The sequence below is a fragment of the Pseudomonas sp. AFG_SD02_1510_Pfu_092 genome, assembly GCF_003331055.1.
Classification (GTDB): Bacteria; Pseudomonadota; Gammaproteobacteria; order Pseudomonadales; family Pseudomonadaceae; genus Aquipseudomonas.
In genome coordinates this window covers 1-4,844 of the sequence record NZ_PUQD01000111.1, presented here as the reverse complement: position 1 = coordinate 4,844, position 4,844 = coordinate 1, and the positions used below count along the sequence as shown (strand labels likewise).

3 protein-coding genes are annotated in these 4,844 nt (G+C 67.9%); 2 read left to right on the top strand and 1 reads right to left on the bottom strand.

What is annotated here, in order from left to right:
* Positions 1-102: 102 nt before the first annotated feature.
* A complete protein-coding gene (locus C6A77_RS24920; RefSeq protein WP_114172007.1) occupies positions 103-2,139 on the bottom strand; it encodes an NADPH-dependent 2,4-dienoyl-CoA reductase in 2,037 nt (678 codons plus the stop codon).
* A 192-nt stretch (positions 2,140-2,331) separates the two neighbouring features.
* On the opposite strand from C6A77_RS24920, the gene C6A77_RS24915 reads away from it, so the two are divergent.
* Together C6A77_RS24915 and C6A77_RS24910 are read left to right on the top strand one after the other, a co-directional pair.
* A complete protein-coding gene (locus tag C6A77_RS24915; RefSeq protein WP_114172006.1) occupies positions 2,332-3,450 on the top strand; it encodes a nitrilase-related carbon-nitrogen hydrolase in 1,119 nt (372 codons plus the stop codon).
* Between the two features lie 4 nt (positions 3,451-3,454).
* Positions 3,455-4,495, top strand: a complete 1,041-nt coding sequence (locus C6A77_RS24910; protein WP_114172005.1) for an AraC family transcriptional regulator — start codon at positions 3,455-3,457, stop codon at positions 4,493-4,495.
* Positions 4,496-4,844 lie beyond the last annotated feature (349 nt).

The following is a 4,844-nucleotide window of genomic DNA, read 5'->3' as shown; positions in this document are numbered from 1 at the left end:
CCCCCCCCCCCCCCCCCCCCCCCCCCCCCGGGGGGGGGGGGGCCCCCCCCCCGCCCCCCCCCCCCCCCCCCGGCGATGGGCCGCGCAGCGGCCCCGGCGATCTCAGAGTTCAGCCGCCAGTCGCGACCCTTGGTTGATCGCCCGCTTGGCATCCAGCTCGGCCGCCACATCCGCACCACCGATCAAGTGCACCGACTGCCCCGCCGCTACCAGCCCGTCCTGCAGCTCGCGCAGCGGCTCCTGCCCGGCACAGATGACCACGTTGTCCACCGCCAGCACCTGCGGCGCGCCGTCACCCACGCGAATGTGCAGCCCGGCATCATCGATCGCCAGGTACTCGACGCTGTTGAGCATCTGCACCTGCTTGTTTTTCAACCCGGTGCGGTGGATCCAGCCGGTGGTCTTGCCCAGGCCATCGCCCACCTTGGATGCCTTGCGCTGCAACAGATAAACCTGCCGCGCCGGGGCGTGCGGCTGGGCCTTGATCCCGGCCACGCCACCGCGGGCCTCCAGCTTGCTATCGATGCCCCATTCCTTCCAGAACGCCTCGCGGTCCTGGCTGGTGGCCACGCCCTGGTGCACCAGGTACTCGGACACATCGAAACCGATGCCACCGGCGCCGATCACCGCCACCGCCTTGCCCACCGGCTTGCGTTCGAGCAATACATCCAGGTAGCTGAGCACCTTGGCGTGCTCGACACCGGGAATGGCCGGCGTGCGCGGGGCGATGCCGGTGGCGAGGATGATCTCGTCGTAGCCACCGTCCACCAGGGCCTGCACATCGACGCGGGTGTTCAGGCGCAGGTCCACGCCGGTGCTGGCGACCTTGTTGCGGAAATAGCGCAGGGTTTCATGGAACTCTTCCTTGCCCGGCACCCGCTTGGCCACATTGAACTGGCCACCGATCTCGCTGGCGCTGTCGAACAAGGTCACCGCGTGGCCACGCTCGGCCGCAACCGTCGCCGCCGCCAGGCCCGCCGGGCCGGCGCCGACCACGGCAATGCGCTTCACGGCACGCACGGGCAGGTAGTTGAGCTCGGTCTCGTGGCAAGCGCGCGGGTTGACCAGGCAACTGGTCAGCTTGCCGCCGAAGGTATGGTCCAGGCAGGCCTGGTTGCAGCCGATGCAGGTGTTGATCTGGTCGCTGCGGCCGGCGGCGGCCTTGTTGACGAAGTCCGGGTCGGCCAGGAACGGCCGGGCCATCGAGACCATGTCGGCATCGCCCTCGGCCAGCACCGCCTCGGCCACTTCCGGGGTGTTGATGCGGTTGGTGGTGATCAGCGGAATGCCGACCACGCCGCGCAGCTTGGCGGTGACCTTGCTGAAGGCCGCGCGCGGCACCTTGGTGGCAATGGTCGGGATACGCGCTTCGTGCCAGCCGATGCCAGTGTTGATCAAAGTTGCGCCAGCCTGCTCGATGGCCTTGGCCAGCACCTCGATTTCGTCCCAGGTGCTGCCGCCTTCGACCAGGTCGAGCATCGACAGGCGGAAGATGATGATGAAGTTCGGCCCGACCGCGCCGCGCACCCGGCTGACGATTTCCAGCGCCAGGCGCATGCGGTTTTCATAGCTGCCACCCCAGCGGTCAGTGCGCTGGTTGGTGTGGGCGACGAGGAACTGGTTGATGAAGTAGCCTTCCGAACCCATGATCTCGACGCCATCGTAGCCGGCGCGCTGGGCCAGCGCGGCGCAATTGACGAAGTCGGCGATCTGCTTCTCGATCCCCGCCTCGTCCAGCTCCTTGGGCTTGAACGGGTTGATCGGCGCCTGGATCGCGCTGGGCGCCACCTGGCGCGGGCTGTAGGCATAGCGCCCGGCATGCAGGATCTGCAGGCAGATCTTGCCGCCGGCGGCATGCACCGCTTCGGTGACGATGCGGTGCTTGTCGGCCTCCTCCTCGGTGCTGAGCTTGGCCGCGCCGGAATACACCCCGCCTTCGTCGTTGGGCGCAATGCCACCGGTGACCATCAGGCCGACGCCGCCACGGGCGCGCTCGGCGAAGTACGCCGCCATGCGCTCGAAGCCACCCGGGCGCTCCTCGAGGCCGGTGTGCATCGAGCCCATCAGGGTGCGGTTGCGCAAGGTGGTGAAGCCCAGGTCCAGCGGGGCGAGCAGGTGCGGGTAGCGGTCGGCGGCCATGGAAAGGTCCCCAGGTGGCGTGATCACGGAATGCGGGCGCCTCACCGGCTGGCGGGCCCTCGTCGTTGTCTGCCTGCGACATTAAACAGCCGTTTGAACGGGCTCAATGATCGAAACTGACAAGTTATTGATCCTGGCGCACAGCGGGACTACGCTATGGGCCTATCGTTTCCCTAGGCGCTGTCCCGCTTCATGCGAAAACTCCTGGCAAGCGCCTTGGCGCTGGTGATGATCGCCGCTCTGTGCGGTTACGGCTTCTGGACCCAGCAGCGGCCGGAAGGCCACTACCTGTCCGACTTGCGTATCGAACTGGCACTCAACCATGGCGTGCCGGGCGAGCACGGCAACCTGCTCGGCGTCGAACCCCTGTTGTACCCCGGCGATTACCAGAACCTGCAACGCCTGCACCGCAAGCTCTCGGCCTACCTGGAGCAGGCCCGCGCCCAAGGGCTGGTGGGGCCGCGCACGGTGGTGGTGCTACCGGAGCACATCGGTACCTGGCTGTGGGCACGCGGGGAGAAGAACGAGCTGTACCAGGTCACGCAAAGCCGCGAGGCCCTGCAGTGGCTGGAGTTGAGCAACCCGCTGCGCTATGGCCTGGCCATGCTCGGCGCCGACGCCGACGACTGGCGCACCGACGCGCACCTGCGCATGAAAGCGGAGCAGATGGCCGCCGACTACCAGCAATTGTTCGGCGGCCTGGCCAAGGAGTTCAACGTCACGTTGGTGGCCGGCTCGATCGTGCTGCCCGCCCCCTATGTGAAACAGGGCGTGCTGCATGCCGGCAGCGGCCCGCTGTTCAACAGCAGCGTGGTGTTCGCCGGCGACGGCTCGCTGCTGGGCCTGCCGCAACGCCAGCAGTTCCCCGACAGCGAAACGCGCCGCTATGTCCACGCGGGTCGTCAGCACCCGCTGCAGGTGCTGCAAACCCCTGCCGGGCGCCTGGGCGTGCTGGTCGGCAGCGACAGCTGGTACCCGGAAAACCACCAGCAACTGGCCCAACAGGCGGTGCAACTGATCGCCAACCCGGTGTTCCTCAGCGGCAAGGGCAGCTGGCAAGCGCCCTGGCGCGGCAATCGCCATCAGCCTGCCAGCGCCGGGCTGGCCGTGCAGCGCGGCGAAGTCAGCGAACAGGTTGCCTGGCAGCGCCTGACCGCTGCGGCTGGCGCCGGTGTCAGCAGCATGAGCGTGTTCATGCGCGGGCAATTCTGGGAACAGGGCAGCGACGGCCAGGGCTTTGCCCACCAGGCGGGTGAACTGCTGGCGGGCACCCCCAGCCCTGGCGCCCGCTTGCTGAACCTGTGGCTGTAAGCCCATGGCCCGCCCCCGCGTGCGCCTGGGCGAGCTGTCGGTCGGCTTTGTCCAGCCGCTGACCGAGGCCCTGCGCGAGCTGGGCCACGACCCCGAGTCGCTGCTGCGCCGCTATGGCCTGGAGCCTGCGCGCCTGGGCGAAGCTGGCGCCCGCTTGTCGATCCCGCGCTACATGCACCTGGGCCACGCCGCCATCGAACTGTGCGGCGAAGCCGCGCTGGGCCTGCACATGGGGCGCCTGAGCCGCCTGGCGCAGGCCGGGCTGGCCGGGGTCACTGCGGCCCAGGCGCCCACCGTGGGCGAGGCGGCGCGTACGTTGCTGCGCTTCGAGCCGCTGTATGCGGCCAACTACCGCGGCCATTCCAGCTTTGACGAAGACGACCAAGGCGCCTGGCTGCGCTTCTACTCGATCAGCCCGTACAACGCCTACAACCGCTTCGTCGTCGATTCATTGCTCAGCGGCTGGCTGGCCCAGCTTGGCGACCTGGCCGGCACGCTGGTGCAGGCCGAACGCCTGGAAATCGAATTTGCCGCGCCCGCCTATGCCGCACGTTACCAGCCGTTGTGCAGCACGCCCGTGCACTTTGCCGCCGACAGCAATCAGCTGCGCCTGAGCCGCGCCACGCTGCAGTTGGGCAACCCCAGGCACTGCCCGAGCACCTGGCAGCACCTGCTGCAGCTGTGCGAGGCGGAAATGCTGCAGCGCACGCGCGTGCGCAGCCTGGGTGAGCGCATCACTCACCTGCTCGGCCCGCTGCTCAATGGTGGCCGTGAACCGGACCTGGAAGAGGTCGCGTTGCACCTGCAACTGCCGACCTGGACCTTGCGCCGCAAACTGGCCGAGGAAGGTACGCGCTTTCGCGACTTGCTCAGCGAAACACGCCGCGACCTGGCCGAGACCTACATCCGCGATACCGAGCTTGCCTTCGGCGAAATTGCCTATCTGTTGGGCTTTGCATCAGCCGAGGCCTTCCAGCGCGCCTTCAAGCGCTGGACGGGCCTCACACCAGGGGAGTTCCGCCGCAGCCAGCGGCGGGCAGGCTAGAGCTCGGTGGCGTCGTCAGCCGGGTCCGGGGTGTCCAGCTCGTAAGCCTGGGATTCGAGAAGTTCTTCCTGGTATTCGTCCATCGTCCTGCGCCCTCTTCACTCGTTTTTCTGGTAACTGTCGCCTTCAGCCTAGGCAGGTGGGATGAAGGAATCATGACAAGTTTATGAGTGGTAAACGTAGCAGGGGTTCAGGAAGTTATCGCGGGGGCGTCTGAGGTGTGGACCGCCTGCACCGGCCCTTTAGCGGGGTTACCCGCGAAAGGGCCGGGGCCGGCGCCGCAGGAAAGGGTAGGCGGCGCCGCCTCCGCAGGGGGTGGCAGCGGGGGCACCGCGAAAGGCGCCGCCAC